Here is a 15350-nt window from a genome sequence, read left to right as displayed (position 1 = left end):
GACATCTCTCGAGGCGGATCGATCGGAAAAATGAGTCCCGGTTCGACGGGGCGAGCGTCAGTCGGTCGCCGACTCGTCGGGAGTCGAGACGGCCTCGCTTGGCGGCTCTTCCTCCGATGTATCGCTGGTTCGACTAGTGATGAGTCCGTAGATCCCCTGGGGCATGTAGATCATGAAGAGGATGATGAGGAGGCCTTCGATCGCCGTCGAATAGCCACTCGCTACCTCGCTGAGGATCCAGTCGAGTCCGACGAACAGCCCGGCACCCAGGATCGGTCCGGTGATCGTCCCCATTCCGCCGAGGACGACGACCACGAGCGCTTCGACCATCCAGTGGAGGCCGAGTACGTCCGCGGGATTGAGATATCCCGTGTACTGGGCGTAGAGTCCGCCCGCCATCCCGGCCATGCCCGATCCGATGCCGAACGCGATCAGTTTGTACTTGAGCGGATTGATCCCGAGACTGCTGGCCGCCGTCTCGTCGTCGTGGATCGCTCGCATCGCCAGGCCCCACCGGCTCGTGACGACGTAGTAGGAGACGATCACTGTAACGACTGTCATGGCCAGGGTCAGGATGAACAGCTGTTGGTACTCGGCGGAACCCGAATCGACGAAGTAGCCGCTCGATCCCCCGGAGACGCTGCGCTCGTTCGACAGGATCAGCTCGATGATCGCGGCGAGTGCGAGCGTCCCGATCGCGAAGTAGTGGCCTGACAGTCGGAAGATGATCGGTCCGATAACGAGCGCGAGGAGGCCCGCGACGAGGCCGCCGCCGAGAACGGCGACGATCACCGGTGACTGGATCGACTCGGGGAAGCCCGCTCGCGTTGGCGTCGTCAGCCAAGCGGAGACGTACGCGCCGAACCCGAAGAAGGCGACGTGACCCAGGGAGATCTGGCCGGCATAGCCGCCGATGATGTCCCAGGAGACGCCGAGGATCACGAAGACGAGCACGGTGAAGAAGACCTGGGTGAGCCACCGTTCGGTGACGAACGGTATTATCGCGAACGCCAGCACGGTGACGACCGCGATCGCCACTCGCCGGCGGTTACCGAGCATCCGCCGGATGAAGCTCTCGCGTTCGGTACCCACCATCACTCCCCACCTCCAGAGCTGCCGAACAGCCCCTGTGGTCGCACCAGGAGGACGAGGAGGAAGATGCTGAAGCTGATCAGGTCCCGGTAGCCGCCGCCGATGAAGAGCACGCCGACGTTCTCCGAGACGCCGAGGAGTAACCCGCCGACGAGCGTCCCGATGACGCTCCCCACGCCGCCAAGGACCACCACGGCGAACGCCTTCAGCAGGTACGACCAGCCCGCGTACGGCGTGAACGGAAAGAGAACCGACAGCAACGCGCCGGCCGCGCCCGCCAGTGCCGTCCCGAGGCCGAGCGTGATGATGTAGATCTTCCCGGTGTCGATGCCCATGTACCGGGCCGCGTCGGTGTTCTGTGCAGTCGCCCGGATCGCAAGGCCCGTCGTCGTATATTTGAGGAACGCCCAGACCGCGATGATCAGGGCGACCGAGACGATGAACGTGACGACCCGCGAGAACGACAGGACCGCGGGGCCGACGGGTATGCTCGAGCCCGGAATGCCGATGCTGGCTCGCTGTGGCTCGCTGCCGAGGACGATCCGGCCGACGCTCTCGAGGACGAGCGCGAGCCCGAAGAGGACGATGATTGGCTGTTCCATTCCCTTGTCGACGACGCGCTCTAACAGTACGCGCTGGAGGAACACCCCGAACCCGAACAGCAGGACGGCCGCGAGCAGCATGCCCACGAGCGGAGTGATCCCGGTGGCGGCAAACAGGAGGATGCCGACGTACGCGCCGACCATGAGCATGTGCCCGTGGGCGAGGTTGACGACGTCCATAATGCCGAACACGAGCGAGAGGCCGAGCGCGGCGACGGCGTAGATGCCTCCGATGAGGAGTCCGTTTAAGAGCGATTCGAACGCGAGTTCTGGTGAAACCATGTATAGTGGTGAACGTGAGTTGGAGGCCGCGTGTTATCGCTCGCTCCAGGACGGAATCGGGTACTGGAGGTCGGAGGCTCGATCGTCGTCGGTCTCCGGGTAGACGGTGTGCTGGTTGCCCTCCAGCCACTGGCCGGTCGGAGCCGTCAACTCACCTTCGGTAGGCAGACCGTTCTCCTCGAAGCTGAACGAGCCGATGACCGTCTCGAAGGTCTCCGACTGGAGCGCTCCCTGGACATCCGACGGGTCGGTCGAGCCCGCGGCGTCGATCGCCTGGGCGGTCACCTGCGCGACGTTGTACCCGCCGCCGACCGCCGTGCGGATGAACTGACCCTCCTCGAGTCCATACTCGTCGACGTACTCGTTCCACATCTCTTCGTTCCCGTTGCCCGTCATGCCGGGCACCCAGCCCGGACACATGCAGACGTACTCGCCGCTGTCGCCGAGCGCGTTCCACCAGTCTTGGGGGTCGGCGGCGCGGACGAACTTGGTAAGGGTCGGCGAGAAGTTGCGTTCCTCCATCTGCTCGATCATCGTGATTCCGTCCGGCGGCGTCGGCACCGAGAGGAGGATCTCGACGTTCTGGTTATCAGACTGGGAGATCATCGTCGAGAAGTCGCTCGCACCGTACTCGTATTGCTCCCTGAGGACGATATCGTAGCCCGCATTGCCGAGGGTCTCTTCCCAGGAGTCCGACTGCTCTTCGCCCCAGTCGGAGTTGGGCTCCCAGATGCCGACGTTGGTCGGCCGATCGCCCTCGGGGATGGTCTCCAAGAGGCCCTGCGTCGATCGTGCGACATCTCTCGACTTCGGGAACGCTGCGTAGGTCCACTCGTAGTTCTCGTTTCGGTGTGGTGCCTCCTGTGCGAAGTACGCGGCGACGAACGGGATCCCTTCGTCCTCCGCAACGCTGCTGCCCGCGGTTACGAGTTCGCTCGAGAAGCTCCCCCAGATCACGTCGGCGTCACTGGCCATCCTCCGGAGGTTCTCGATGACGACACTCGGCTCGCTCTCGTCGTTTTCGACCAGCAGCTCCACTTCCTGGTCGAGCGTCTCTTCGAGGTGCGCGACGCCGAGCTCGTATCCCTGCTCTATCTCCGTGGCCATCGAGGAGAACGCGCCCTCCTGCGGGATCGTCGTCGCGATCGTGAGGCCATCGCTGCTCTCGTCGCTACCCAACAGTGTACAGCCGGCCAACGTGGCCGCCCCTGCAATCGCACCGGTTGTTTTTAAATACGAACGCCTAGTCTGGCTGCTGTTAAGATTCCCCATGGCGTGGTTTGTCAAATGAAACACGATCATATTAAATGGTATGGTTTATATCTGACACCTGTCGACGGAGTGTCGGGTTCGCCGGACCGAGATCGGGCGGGAATCGTACCGACTCGGCGCGGAACTCGACGACTCGTCGGAAACGCTTTGTATTGTTAACCCTCGTTATAATAGCCACTGAAACGATTTACACACACTGATCGCACGACGAGCGCGGGTCGGAGAACCCATGCAAGAGCCGCGGGCTGTGCGATCGGTGTCTCAGTTATAGTATAGTAGCCACTGAAACGATGTACACACTGATCGCGACGCAGTCGTGCGATCAGGTGTGCACTGACTTTCAAGAGCTACTATAGATCTGATGTTCGTGTACTCGTGTCGACATGCGAGGGGGTAAGTTTATGCGAGTGGATAGTCAACCACTCGCAAGATGACGCTGCTCGAAGGAGCGAATCTGACGAAGAGTTTCGGGGGAGTCCTCGCCGTCGACGATGTCTCGTTCTCGATTGATCGGGGGGAGTCGGTCGGCCTCATCGGTCCGAACGGGGCCGGCAAGTCCACGCTGTTTCGCCTGATTACCGGCGTCCACGAACCAACGGAGGGCCACGTCTTCCTCGATGGCGACGAGATCACGGGCACGGATTCCCACGAGATCTGTCACCGGGGGCTCGTCAAGACCCACCAGATCGTTCGTCCGTTCGAACACATGACCCTGCTCGAGAACGCGACCGTCGGCGCCGAGTTCGGCGGTCGTGACGTTGACAATCCGCGAGAGATGGCCTACGAGTCCCTCGAGTTCGTCGGCCTCGACCACTTGGCGCACACGAAACCCGACGAACTGAGCGTCGGTGCGCTCAAGCGACTCGAAATCGCACGCGTGCTCGCGACGGATCCGGACGTGATGCTGTTCGACGAGGTCGCGGGCGGGCTAGACACCGACGAGACGGAAGCGATCGTCGACCTCATCGGCGACATCAAGGAGAGTGGCAAGACGATCTTCCTCATCGACCACGTGATGCGAGCACTGATGTCCGTCAGCGAGCGGGTGTTCGTACTCGACAACGGGCAACTCATCGCGCGGGGGACGCCGGAGGAGATCCAGAACGACCAGCGCGTCATCGAGGCCTACCTCGGGACGTCAGCCGGTCGGGACCACGACACGTCCGGCCCCGTCGCGGGCGACTGATCGACTCGCGCCCACGTCACCGGCCCGGTTCGCCGCGCGCCGCGACGTTTCTCACCCGTCGGTGCTCTCGAGGGCCGTTCTGAGGTCGTCGGGAACAGGAACGCTGCTGTCGCCGTCGACGGGGACACAGACTCGATACTCCGTCCCCTCGAAGACGACCTCCCCGTCGTGGGTCGCGACGTAGTCGAACTGAACACTCGACTCCCCGACCGCTGGTATCAGTTCGATCGCGACCTCGTCGCCGCCGCGGACCTGTCCAGTGAAGTCGAAGTCCATCGAAACGAGCGGTAGACCCAGACCGTGTTCCTCGGTCAACTCCCAGTAGGGAACGCCGATGTCTTCCATGAACACGTCCGAGGTCTCGTGGATCGCGTCGATCATACGGGGGTAGTGTGCGATACCGAACGGGTCGGTGTCGGAAAAGCGGACGGTCCACACGTGCGTGAAACTCATGTCTCGTCCCGTAGAAATCCGTCCAAGGATTATAAAAATCCCGGCGAACGACCGGGACGATTCCCTACGGGGACGCTCGGATACGAGGCCGAGCGAATCGAGACGGCGGGGAAGCGGTACTCGAGTACAGAGGGGTGTCCCTGTGACCCCACCGGGGTCGATCGACGCATTCGACCCCGAGAAACCCGCGGAATTTATGGTACAACGCGCGTGGTATCATGGTATGAGCCTATACGATCTCTTCGATCCGGACGGGATCGCCGTCATCGGCGCATCGGCGACGCCGGGAAAACTCGGGAACGACGCGATGTCCAACGTCGAGGCCTACGACGGCGAGATCTACCCTGTCAACCCCTCGAGTTCGGGGACCGTCCACGGCTACGAGTTCGTCGACTCGGTCGCCGAGACCGACGCCGATCTGGCGCTGTGTTGTGTCCCCCGCCACCTACAGCCGACGGTTCTCGAGGAATGTGGCGAGGCAGGCGTCGGCGCTGCGGTGATCTTCGCCGGCGGCTTCGCCGAGATGGGCGGCGAGGGTCGGGAACTTCAGGATGATATCGAACGAATCGCCGACGAATACGATATCGCCGTTCTCGGCCCGAACACGGCCGGGTACGCGATTCCCCACTCGGGCCTGTACGGGTCGTTCGTCCCTCGACTCCGCGAGGTCGGGACCGGGAACGTCGGCATCGTCGCTCAGAGCGCCGGCGTCGCGATCACCCTCTCGTTCCACCTGACGCGGGAGGGGTACGGCGTCTCGTCGATGTTCGGCCTCGGCAACCGGGTGAACACGGAGTTCGCGGACGTGATCCCCGTCCTCGACGAGGATCCACGTACCGAGTCCATCGTCCTCCACGTCGAGGGCACGGCGGACGTCGACAGACTTCTCGAGGTCTGTGCGGAGGCCGACACCCCGATCGTCGCGTACAAGGTGGGCGAACGGGCCGATCCGGACTTCGCGCAGGCCCACACCGCGGCCCCATCGCAAGACGACGCGATGTACCTGGAGGCGTTCGATCGGCCGGGCCTGACGACGGTCTCCTCGACGACCGAACTGCTCGACGCCGGCCGGGTGCTCGCGAACGCGCCGACGCCCGACGGCCCGAACGTCGGCGTCGTCACCGCACAGGCGGGACCGGGGATCATCGTCAACGACTACCTCGAGAGCGCGGGTGCCACGTTTCCGGACCTCACCGAGGAGACGCGAGAGCGGGTCGATAGCCTTCTCGAGGGGATCACGTACGCGGAGAACCCCGTGGACACGGGTCGACCGATGCCCGAGTTCGGGCAGGTCGTCGACGCCGTCGCGCGCGACGAGAACGTCGACATCGTGTTGGTCTACGAGATCTACGAGGATTCGCTTGGCTACCCGGTCGACGAACTCGAGGCGCTCTCCGAGGAGGTCGACAAGCCGATCCTCTTTACGGTGGCTGGGCCACACGAGGCTCTGCGGGGGGAGCGCGAGCAGATCGAGGCCCTCGGCGTTCCGACGTTCGAAACGCCCGAGCGGGGGGCGCAGGCCGTGGCGGCGCTGATCGAGTCGATCTCCGGGGCGGAGTAGCCGTCCGGGCTCGACACCCGTAGTAGTTTTACCGTTGTACTGAGAGGGATCTGTCAATGACCCGTTCGGACGCGATCGAGACGCTCAGATCGCCGCCGTTGGCGTTCTCCGCGGCGGCGATCGTCGGCCTTGCGACGTGGGTGCTCGGCACGGAGTCGACCGCGGCGTCGGTGGCGAACGCGCCCGCGACGGCCACCATCCTTGCGATCACGCTCTTCTGTATCGTCCTCTGGATTCTGACGCCGGTTCCACCCTCGTACACTGGGCTGATCGGCATCGGGCTGATCGCCGTTACGACCTCGACGGAGCTGGCGCTCTCGGGCTTCCAAAAGCCGGCGACGTGGCTCATCGGCTTCGGGTTGCTGATGGGAGAGGCGACCCGGCGCAGCGGGCTCGCGACGGCGGCGGGTCGATCGATCGCGGCCAGGAGCGTCTCGAAGGCGGTCCGCTCCGATACCGTTCGAACGTACCGCCGGTTGCTCATCGCCCTGTCGCTGAGCGCCCACGCCCTCGCGCTGTTCGTCCCCTCCGCACTCGTACGCATCCTCGTGGTGGCACCGATCCTCCGGGAGACCGGCTCGCTCTTCGAGTCACGGGAGGCCCGCGTCGGGATCTACCTCGGGCCGCTCTTCGCCACCTTCTACGGTTCAGCCGGCATCCTGACCGCCGACCTCCCGAACATCATCATCACCGGGTTCGGCCAGTCGCTGGCCGGGCACACCATCTCGTGGTCCGATTGGTGGCTCCACATGTACCCGATCATGGGAATCACTCGCGTCCTGCTCGTCGTCGCCGTCGTCTATTTCCTCTTTCGGCCGTCGCCCGACTCGAGCGTCGAACTGCCCGAGACGGAGGGTCTCGAGATCGGGAGCGTCGAGCGACGAATGCTGGCCTTTCTCGTCATCGGGGCGTTGATCTGGGCGACCGATTTCGTCCACGGCTTCCACCCGGTGATCGGTGCCGTCGCCGTGGTCGTCCTCGCGTTCCTGCCTGGAATCGGCGTCGTCGATTTCGACGAGATCGGAGACGAGGTCGATTTTTCCATCCTCTTTTTCATCGCAGCCGTGTTCGCGATCGGTGACGGGCTCACCGAGACCGGGTTCACGGACGAGGCGGCCACCTATCTTCTCGATTTCATCCCGACTGACGCGCCGCTCGCAGTGATCCTCGCGTGTGTCTTCTTCGTCACGTTCGCGCTGGCGTTCCTGATGGAGGGACTGGCCGTCGCGAGCGTCCTCACACCGATCCTGATTCCCTATGTAGAGGCGGCTGGCCTTCCGTTCACGCCGGTTTTGATGGCCGAGGCGATGGCCCTGAGTTCGTACTTCTTCCCCTACCAGTCGGCGGTACTCATCGTCATTCTCGCGGAGGGGGAAGTCGAGACCCGGGAGGTGATCCGGACGACGATCGCCTGCTCCGTCGCCACGATCGTCCTGTTGCTCCCCTTCCAGTTCGGCCTGTTCGATCTCCTCTACTGACCGCCGAGGAGCCGTCCTCGCACCTCGAGTGTACCGCGATCGCGCCTCGAGTCCCGATCCGACGCTTCTCCAAAGATATATAATATTCAATCACGCACAGGATCTTGATGGCAAATGACACTGTAGAGCGCGTAGCAGTGCTGGGTACTGGTAGCATGGGGCATGGTATTGCGGAACTTGCTGCGCTCGGCGGATACGACGTGACCATCCGGGACCTCGACGAGGAGATCGTAACCGAGGGCTACGAGAACATCGAGTGGAGTCTCGAGAAACTCGGGGAGAAGGGACGCATCGACGAGTCGAGTGACGCCGTGCTCTCACGTATCGACACGACGACCGACCTCGCCGAGGCCGTCGGTGATGCTGACCTCGTGATCGAGGCAGTTCCCGAGCGGATGGACGTCAAGCACGACACGTTCTCGTCGGTCGACGAGCACGCGCCGGAGCACGCGATTCTGGCGTCGAACACGTCGAGTCTCTCCATTTCGGAGATCGCCGAGGCGACGGATCGTCCCGATCGGGTCGTCGGCCTCCACTTCTTTAACCCGCCGGTGAAGATGGACCTCGTCGAAGTCACCTACGGCAACGAGACGAGCGACGAGACCGCCGAGAGCGCATACGAGTGGGTCGAATCGATCGACAAGACACCGATCTACGTCCGCAAGGACGTCCACGGCTTCGTGGTGAACACCGTCCTCGTTCCATATATGGAAGAGGCGGCGTGGATGCTGTCGAACGACGAGACGACGATCCAAGCGGCCGATGCCACGATGGTCTACGAGCGTGGCTTCCCGATGGGGCCGTTCGAACTCAACGACTTCGGCGGCATCGACATCGGCTATCACTTCCGCGCCGAGTCCGATCAACCGGTCCCGCCGGTGGTCGAGAAACTGGTCGACGAGGGTAACCTCGGCCAGAAGAGCGGCGCGGGGTTCTACGACTACGAAGACGGCGACGGCGTCGACTACGAACCGACGGACGCTGGCGGCTACGACGCCCTCCGAACGGAGGCCGTCATGATCAACAAGGCAGCGTGGCTCGTCGGCAACGACGTGGCGACGCCCGAGGAGATCGACATCGGCTGTCGCCTCGGCGGGAACTTCCCCGAAGGAATGTGCCGCCGCGGCGACCGCATCGGTCTGGACGTCGTCCTCGAGAAGCTCGAGGAACTCGCCGATGACTCCGACGCCGAGCGATACCAGCCCGCCGACTACCTCGTCGAACTCGTCGAAGACGGCTGGACCGGCGAAGACGCCGGGAAAGGGTTCTATGACTACCGGGTCGACCCGCCGTACTTCTACATCGATTGGGACCTCGACGACGACGGCGTCCTCGAGGTTACCCTGGATCGCCAAGAGCGCCTGAACTCGATGTCCGAGGACATGTTCATGGAGATCGATCGCCTCCTTACCGACATCGATGAGGACGAGGTTTCCTGTGTCGTCTTCACCGGTGCCGGCGACCGGGCGTTCAGCTCCGGCGCGGACATCACCGGCTTTACAGCCGGTGAACCGACCGACATCATGGACCCGGACGCCGTGTTCCAGACCGTTTCCGAGTTCGAGCGACCGACGGTCGCGAAGATCGACGGCTTCTGTCTCGGCGCGGGCATCGAACTCGCGCTGGCCTGTGACATCCGCGTCGCAACGGCGGACTCGACGATCGGCACGCCCGAGACGACCCTCGGCGTGATTCCCGGCGGCGGCGCGACCCAGCGCCTCGTCCGCCTGATCGGCGAGGCCAAAACCAAAGAGATGGTGTTTCGCGGCATGCAGATCGACGCCGCCCAAGCCGAGGAGTGGGGGATCCTCAACCACGCCGTTGCCGCGGACGAACTCGACGAGACCGTCGACGACATCGTCTCCGATCTCGTCTCTGGCCCGCCGATCGCGCTTAAAGCCGCCAAGGAAGTCATCAGCGACGGTCAGGAGGCGAGCCTCGAGACGGCACTCAAGATGGAAAAGCACGCGTTCGCGCTGCTGTCGACGACCGACGACATGCTCGAGGGCGTGACGGCGTTCAGGCAGAACCGAACGCCGCAGTTCGAGGGTGAGTGACCGTGAGTACGACCCGAAACGTAGCCGTCGTCGGCGGCGGACACGCGGAGTGGGGCGAGCGCGACGCCACTTGGAAGGACCTCGCTCAGGAGGGCGGGAAGGCGACGTTCGACGCCGTTCCTGACGTCGGCCCCGGAGATATCGAGGGGCTGTTCGTTGGCACGGTCCAGCCCGAGCGCTTGGCCTACCAGACTCACGTCGCGCCGATGGTAGCCGAACTGCTCGGTATCGACGTCGATGCGATGATCGCCCGAACCGAGTTAGCCTGCGCGAGCGGGCAAGCCGCGTTGCGGTACGCGTGGCTCGCCATCGCCGCCGGCCAACTCGATTGTGCGCTGGTACTCGGTGTCGAGAAGATGAACCTCGGACGCGAGCACATGCCCGAGATGCAGGGGTCGATGTCGAACGTCCTCGACCGCGAGTTCGACGGCGTCAACGGGCTCACGGCACCGCCCTTCTTCGCGTGGTACGCCCAGCGACACATGCACGAACACGGAACGACCCGTGAGCAACTCTCGCTCGTGGCGGCGAAGAACAAGAGCCACGCCGCGAAGACGGACTTCGCCCACTACAGGACGGAGATCGACCCCGCGGACGTCGAGGAGTCGCCCGAGATCGCTCCGCCGCTGCATCTCTACGACTGCAGCGGGATCACCGACGGCGCCGCCGGCGTGATCCTCATGAGCGAGGAGAAAGCGCGCGAGGTGACCGACACTCCGGCCTGGATCGTCGGCAGCGGCCAGTCCACGATGGCGGGCAACTCGATCAACAACCTCCCGTCGTTCAGCGGCTGGCCCCAGGCCCGGAAGGCCTCGCAGACCGCGTACGATCAGGCGGGCATCGAGGACCCGCTCGCGGAGATCGACGTCGCCGAGGTCCACGACTGTTTCTCGATCAGCGAGATCATCGAGTACGAGGAACTCGGCTTCGCCGAGCGCGGCGAGGGCGGCCAGTTCATCGAAGACGGCCGGAGCCACCTCGACGGCGACGTCGCCGTGAATCCGCGAGGGGGTCTGCTCGGCTGCGGGCACCCTCTCGGCGCGACGGGGGTCTCACAGGCCCTCGAGATCACCAACCAGTTCCAGGGAACCGTCGAACGCGACAGGCTCGTCGAGGGAGCCGAAACCGGCCTCATCCACAATCTGAGCGGAAGCGGTTCGGTCCACAGCGTAATGGTCTTCGACCGTGATCCGAAATGACTGATACGAACGACATCCACGAACCGAAGCGAGAGCGGGTCTCGGTCCCGACGGAGATCGAGCTCCCCCGACTGCTCGACTTCTACGAGCGACAGACCGACGACCACACCAAGATCCACGAGTTCTACGACAACCTGTGGGAGGGGCGACTAACGACGACCCGCTGTCACGACTGCGAGGAGGTACACTACCCGCCCCGGATCGTCTGTCCGGAGTGTACTGGCGACGACCTCGAGTACGTCGACCTCCCACACGAGGGCGAACTGTTCGCCTTCTCGGAGGTGCGTGGCGGCCTGCCGATCGGCCTGCGGGACCACGATGTCCCGTACGTCGTGGCCGTCGTCGACCTCGGGCCGGTGCGGCTGTCCGCCCGGGTCGACGGCGTAGCCTACGACGACCTCGAGATCGGTGATTCGGTCGAGCTGAAGATCGTCGAGATCGACGGCCCGACCGACGAGGAACGCGCGTTCTACCGGTTCGAACCGGTCAACGGAGGGGGTTCGGAATGAAAGAGTATCAACTCACGCTACAGGTACTGATCGAGCGGGCCACCGACCTGTTTGGTCACAAGGAGATCGTCTCGGAGTTGCCCGACGGAACCACTCACCGGTACACGTACGCCGACGCCTACGAGCGGATGGGGCGACTGGCGAACGCGCTCGACGACCTTGGGATCGACCCCGGGGCGCGTCTGTCGGTACTGGCGATCAACCACTACCGCCACTACGAACTGTACTTTGCGCTCCCGTGTAGCGGCCGAAGCATCCACATGACGAACCACATGCTTCCCGACGAGCACCTCGTCGAGATCGTCAACGAGGCCGAGGACGAGGTCGTGTTCGTCGACCCCGAGTTCGTCGAGACCGTCGAGAACGTCGCGGACCAGTTCGAGACCGTCGAACACTACGTGATCCTCGACGACGAGGTGCCTGAGACCGACCTCGAGCCGGTGTACGCCTACGAGGACCTGCTCGAGGGGCAGGATTCGGAGTACGACTGGCCGGAGATAGACGAGGACGACGAGGCGGGCATCTGCTACACCTCCGGAACGACGGGACTTCCCAAGGGTGCGGCCTACACCCACCGAAGCCTCTATCTCCACACGGTGACCCACAGCCACGTCGACGTCTTCGCGATCAGCGAGAACGACGCCGTAATGCCCGTCGTCCCGATGTACCACGTCAACGGGTGGGGACTGCCCTACACGGCGACGATGTGCGGTTCCAAGCTCGTTCTGCCGGGTCCGAAGACCGGTGCCGAGGAGATAACCGAACTCATCGAACGGGAGGACGTGACCGTCACTGCCGCGGTGACGACCGTGTGGCTCGAGGTTGCCTCGCTCTATGATGGGCGCGACGACATCGAACTCGAGAGTCTCGATCGCGTCCTCATCGGCGGCACGTCGCCGCCCGAGTGGCTCATGGAGAAATTCGACAAAGAGATCGGCGCGCCGATCCACCAGGGCTACGGGATGACCGAGGCGGCTCCGCACCTCGTCAATACGATGACGACCACCGAGGTCCAGGACCTGCCGGAGAGCGAGCGGTACCAGCAACAGATGAAACCCGGCATTCCGGCCCCCGGGGTCCGGATTCGGCTGCGAGACCCCGACGGGAACCCGGTCCCCCACGACGGGGAGTCGACCGGCGAGATTCAGGCCCGATCGCCGTGGCTCATCGACGAGTACTACGCTCGCCCCGAGGAGACCGAGGCTTCGTTCACGGAAGACGGCTGGTTCAAGTCCGGCGACGTCGGCGTGATCGACGAGTACGGCTACCTCGAGGTCGTCGACCGCCTCGACGACGTGATCAAGAGCGGCGGGGAGTGGATCTCCTCGCTCGAACTCGAGAACGAACTCATGGCCCACGACGCCGTCGAGGAGGCGACGGTGATCAGCGTCAACCATCCGAGTTGGGAGGAACGCCCGGTCGCCTACGTCGTGACCTCGGCTGCCGACGTCTCCGCGGATGATCTCCGCGAACACCTCCTCGAGCGATTCCCCAAGTGGTGGCTTCCCGACGAGATTTTCTTCTGCCAGTCGATCCCGAAGACCTCGACCGGAAAGTTCGACAAAAAGGTCCTACGCGACGAGTTCGTCGACGAGTACGGCTCGCTGCCACTCGAAGAGTAACTCCGAACCCACGATTTCGACCGCTGCTCTCGTTTTGCCGTGTTGTTCCCGATTCGCGCACGTCCTCGAGGGCGACCTCGAAGGCTTTCGTTCCCGTCTCGTCCACTATCTATGGACGAACCGATTCATTCCAGTCTCAGACAGGTCGAAGCAACTGGCGACTGTCGATCGAATCGAACTGGTTTACGGCCGTAATGGTGTAATTACCCGCTGGAAAGTGCCGGTATTCCGCTAATTTCGTCCATCACTAGTGGACGAAAATGGACGAGATCTCTACCACGTGCCCGTTCCGGATCGCGTTTCGGGTCGAGTAGGGCGCCGACGAGCGAATAACGTCCAACATAACCGAACGATTTATCGACGACCGGGCGGACGGATACATATGACTGAGGGAACGTCCACGATGTCGTCGGTGCTCAAGGCATTCACCGTCCTCGAGACCTTGTGGGAGGTCAACGGTGCGGGACCGTCCGAGGTCGCCACTCGGCTAGCCATCCCGAAGAGCACCGCACACGCGTACCTTCGCACGCTCGCGGAGACGGGGTACGTCATCAACGACGGCGGCGAGTATCGGCTCAGCTACCGGTTTCTCACGACCGGCTCCCGAATCAAGCACCGAAACGGCCTCTTCCAAGTGGCCGAGGGGTTCCTGAAGGACCTCGCCGACCAAACCGGCGAACTCGTGTCGCTGGTGGTCGAGCAATCGGGACAGGCGGTGATCCTGCACAAGACGTTCGGCGAACGCTCGCTCGAGTTAGGCATTTACTCCGGGATGACGATACCGCTGCACACGAACGCGACGGGGAAGGTAATTCTCGCGCACCTCCCGGACGAGCGAACCGACGAAATCATCGAAACGCGGGGGTTGGCACGGGTGACCGACGAAACGATCACCGACGAGGGCACGTTACGGGCAGAGTTAGACGGGATTCGAGAGCAAGGATACGCCGTGGACTGGGACCAACAGGTTACCGGAATGGGACTCGTCGCCGCACCCATCCTCGTCGACGGCCGATTGGACGGGGCCGTCGGCATCGTCAGCCCCACGGGACGGATCAAGGACGACCGCTACCAGCGGACGCTCCTCCAGAAGTTACAGGAGACGACCGATTCGATCACGATCAAGTATCGGTACGGAACGTGAGCGGCCGAACTCGACTGATTCGGGTCCCTCGCAAATTCCTTCAATCGTGTCTGATTCGGCTTCACGAGCGTTTTCGAGTTAGCTTGCCGTTTTTTCACTGTCGCTTCGATCTCTTCGGACGATTCACGACCGGTTTTATGTCTTTCCTCGAGAGTAGCAGCTCTGAGCTACGCTCATCGAGTATTTCAACTATCTGTTAGATTTATAATCTTCACCCTCAATTTACAGAAGGAACAGGCCGAGTCCCTTGGGTCGTACGGAAGGCTTTGGCTTCCGTAATTCCAAGCCGCTTTCGGCGTCTCGAACCACTTGGCCTCGAGAAGGTTCACAACAGATCGCATATAGTATTGTGGTAGTTGTGATATACTGGTGTGTGGGAGCCACTGACGGTCAATATACACCCTATCGCACAACGGGTACGGGCCGGAGAGCACCGTACGCGAGACCCGCGGACCGTCCGATCGGTGTGTCGCTCGATTCAGTTGACACTATCGTCGAACTGGTTCGAGAAGCGAACCGGTCAGAGAGACAGTCTGTCGATACTGCTCTTCGGTTCGCTTCGCGTGTGCTACGAGGGAGACTCTGACGGCTCGTCGGAGCGAAAGCGGGAGCACGGCGATCGTGTCAGTGTGTTCGTCGTTCACTCTAGGGGAACGATGTGCTCGTCTGATACAGCAGACTGCTTCGCGGTCGCCCAATAGCGAAGTCATCGTGGATCGCGTGAATCGCCTCGGGGTATTCGCCTTGTCCGCTGATAAATACAATCACTGCCACGACCGAGGGTAGATAGTATTGTACAAAAAACACAATATATAGTGGCTCAAAGCGTGACCGCTTTCCACTGTGACTGCTCGACTCGTAACTCCTTTCTCGAGTCGAAATCGAGTTCTCTC

At 62.9% G+C, this 15350-nt stretch carries 12 protein-coding genes; 8 read left to right on the top strand and 4 right to left on the bottom strand.

Annotated features, from left to right (window positions below; genetic code table 11):
• Window positions 1-57: 57 nt before the first annotated feature.
• The 3 genes from ACJYUO_RS15085 to ACJYUO_RS15075 are packed head-to-tail and all read right to left on the bottom strand — an operon-like array spanning window position 58 to window position 3173.
• Window positions 58-1095 (bottom strand): branched-chain amino acid ABC transporter permease, encoded by a 1038-nt coding sequence (locus ACJYUO_RS15085; RefSeq protein WP_494346174.1) that lies wholly within the window; start codon window positions 1093-1095, stop codon window positions 58-60.
• A complete protein-coding gene (locus ACJYUO_RS15080) occupies window positions 1095-1976 on the bottom strand; it encodes a branched-chain amino acid ABC transporter permease (RefSeq protein WP_494346173.1) in 882 nt (293 codons plus the stop codon). Before ACJYUO_RS15080 ends, ACJYUO_RS15085 begins: the two co-directional genes overlap by 1 nt.
• Window positions 1977-2009: 33 nt before the next feature.
• Entirely contained in the window at window positions 2010-3173 is a 1164-nt protein-coding gene (locus tag ACJYUO_RS15075) for an ABC transporter substrate-binding protein (protein WP_494346172.1), read from the bottom strand.
• 505 nt (window positions 3174-3678) lie between these two features.
• Between ACJYUO_RS15075 and ACJYUO_RS15070 the strand changes: the two genes are divergently transcribed.
• On the top strand, window positions 3679-4434 hold the full coding sequence (locus tag ACJYUO_RS15070) for an ABC transporter ATP-binding protein (RefSeq protein WP_494346171.1): 756 nt from the start codon (window positions 3679-3681) through the stop codon (window positions 4432-4434).
• A 51-nt stretch (window positions 4435-4485) separates the two neighbouring features.
• Here ACJYUO_RS15070 and ACJYUO_RS15065 read toward each other — a convergent pair whose 3' ends face one another.
• Entirely contained in the window at window positions 4486-4887 is a 402-nt protein-coding gene (locus ACJYUO_RS15065) for an acyl-CoA thioesterase (protein ID WP_494346170.1), read from the bottom strand.
• Window positions 4888-5110: 223 nt separating this feature from the next.
• Between ACJYUO_RS15065 and ACJYUO_RS15060 the strand changes: the two genes are divergently transcribed.
• The 7 genes from ACJYUO_RS15060 (at window position 5111) to ACJYUO_RS15030 (ending at window position 14457) form a co-directional block, all read left to right on the top strand.
• Entirely contained in the window at window positions 5111-6448 is a 1338-nt protein-coding gene (locus tag ACJYUO_RS15060; RefSeq protein WP_494346169.1) for a CoA-binding protein, read from the top strand.
• Between the two features lie 56 nt (window positions 6449-6504).
• Window positions 6505-7926: an SLC13 family permease gene (locus tag ACJYUO_RS15055; protein ID WP_494346168.1), complete on the top strand. Its 1422-nt coding sequence runs from the start codon at window positions 6505-6507 to the stop codon at window positions 7924-7926.
• A gap of 107 nt (window positions 7927-8033) precedes the next feature.
• On the top strand, window positions 8034-9983 hold the full coding sequence (locus tag ACJYUO_RS15050) for a 3-hydroxyacyl-CoA dehydrogenase/enoyl-CoA hydratase family protein (protein ID WP_494346167.1): 1950 nt from the start codon (window positions 8034-8036) through the stop codon (window positions 9981-9983).
• A 2-nt stretch (window positions 9984-9985) separates the two neighbouring features.
• Window positions 9986-11182: a thiolase C-terminal domain-containing protein gene (locus ACJYUO_RS15045; RefSeq protein ID WP_494346166.1), complete on the top strand. Its 1197-nt coding sequence runs from the start codon at window positions 9986-9988 to the stop codon at window positions 11180-11182.
• Window positions 11179-11691, top strand: a complete 513-nt coding sequence (locus tag ACJYUO_RS15040) for a Zn-ribbon domain-containing OB-fold protein (protein WP_494346165.1) — start codon at window positions 11179-11181, stop codon at window positions 11689-11691. The genes ACJYUO_RS15045 and ACJYUO_RS15040 overlap by 4 nt, the downstream gene beginning before the upstream one ends.
• Entirely contained in the window at window positions 11688-13313 is a 1626-nt protein-coding gene (locus tag ACJYUO_RS15035) for a long-chain fatty acid--CoA ligase (RefSeq protein ID WP_494346164.1), read from the top strand. Before ACJYUO_RS15040 ends, ACJYUO_RS15035 begins: the two co-directional genes overlap by 4 nt.
• 382 nt (window positions 13314-13695) lie before the next feature.
• A complete protein-coding gene (locus ACJYUO_RS15030; RefSeq protein WP_494346163.1) occupies window positions 13696-14457 on the top strand; it encodes an IclR family transcriptional regulator in 762 nt (253 codons plus the stop codon).
• Window positions 14458-15350: the final 893 nt, after the last annotated feature.

It is taken from the genome of Natrinema sp. CRL1 (assembly GCF_059162405.1).
This window is presented reverse-complemented; position numbering and strand designations above follow the sequence as displayed.

What these genes read in the sequence shown, in the direction of transcription:
- ACJYUO_RS15085 (WP_494346174.1), bottom strand. Translation starts at nt 1,095, where the DNA reads ATGGTGGGTACCGAACGCGAGAGCTTCATCCGGCGGATGCTCGGTAAC.
- ACJYUO_RS15080 (WP_494346173.1), bottom strand. Translation starts at nt 1,976, where the DNA reads ATGGTTTCACCAGAACTCGCGTTCGAATCGCTCTTAAACGGACTCCTC.
- ACJYUO_RS15070 (WP_494346171.1), top strand. Translation starts at nt 3,679, where the DNA reads ATGACGCTGCTCGAAGGAGCGAATCTGACGAAGAGTTTCGGGGGAGTC.
- ACJYUO_RS15065 (WP_494346170.1), bottom strand. Translation starts at nt 4,887, where the DNA reads ATGAGTTTCACGCACGTGTGGACCGTCCGCTTTTCCGACACCGACCCG.
- ACJYUO_RS15060 (WP_494346169.1), top strand. Translation starts at nt 5,111, where the DNA reads ATGAGCCTATACGATCTCTTCGATCCGGACGGGATCGCCGTCATCGGC.
- ACJYUO_RS15055 (WP_494346168.1), top strand. Translation starts at nt 6,505, where the DNA reads ATGACCCGTTCGGACGCGATCGAGACGCTCAGATCGCCGCCGTTGGCG.
- ACJYUO_RS15050 (WP_494346167.1), top strand. Translation starts at nt 8,034, where the DNA reads ATGGCAAATGACACTGTAGAGCGCGTAGCAGTGCTGGGTACTGGTAGC.
- ACJYUO_RS15040 (WP_494346165.1), top strand. Translation starts at nt 11,179, where the DNA reads ATGACTGATACGAACGACATCCACGAACCGAAGCGAGAGCGGGTCTCG.
- ACJYUO_RS15035 (WP_494346164.1), top strand. Translation starts at nt 11,688, where the DNA reads ATGAAAGAGTATCAACTCACGCTACAGGTACTGATCGAGCGGGCCACC.
- ACJYUO_RS15030 (WP_494346163.1), top strand. Translation starts at nt 13,696, where the DNA reads ATGACTGAGGGAACGTCCACGATGTCGTCGGTGCTCAAGGCATTCACC.